1 protein-coding gene is annotated in these 690 nt (G+C 45.1%); it reads left to right on the top strand.

From position 1 onward, the window contains the following. Positions 1 to 4 precede the first annotated feature (4 nt). Positions 5 to 690, top strand: a 686-nt coding sequence (locus tag A3738_RS25445; protein ID WP_156504495.1) for an MFS transporter, incomplete at its 3' end; no start/stop codon positions are given.

The raw sequence follows: 690 nt of genomic DNA, 5'->3' as shown, positions 1-690 counted from the left end.
ATATATGCACAATCAGCAAGCTGACTGGCGTGGATCGCTGAGATCTTTTGCGCATCCTCGCGTGGTCTCGATGCTTTTCTTTGGTTTTTCTGCGGGCATGCCTTTACTCCTTATTTTTTCTTCTTTGTCTTTGTGGCTCAGAGAGGCAGGTGTTGAACGATCTGCTGTGACTTACTTTAGTTGGGCGGCTCTTGCATATTCATTTAAATTTTTATGGGCACCCTTGGTTGATCAGTTGCCTTTGCCTTTTCTCACCAAAAAATTGGGACGTAGAAGGGCTTGGTTATTACTTTCTCAGTGCTCAATTGTTCTATCGATTGTCCTCATCGCGTTGATCGATCCCTCTAAGGAAAATGCGCTAACCATCATGGCGCTCGCAGTAGTTTTGCTTGGTTTCTCGTCGGCAACCCAAGATATAGCCATTGATGCATATCGGATTGAGTCCGCATCGAGTGATCTTCAGGCATTAATGTCTTCAACCTATATTGCGGGTTATCGCATTGGTATGTTGAGTTCCGGTGCAGGCGCCTTATTCTTGGCCAGCGGTTTCGGCTCCTCTATGGAGTCATATAGCTATGAAGCATGGATGTTTACATACATCATTATGTCTTTAACGATGTTGGTTGGTTTGGTAACAACGCTGATTGTTTCAGAGCCGGTTTCCGCAGAATTGAGAGCCAAACGAGACTA

Source organism: Oleiphilus sp. HI0066 (assembly GCF_001635725.1).
This window is presented reverse-complemented; position numbering and strand designations above follow the sequence as displayed.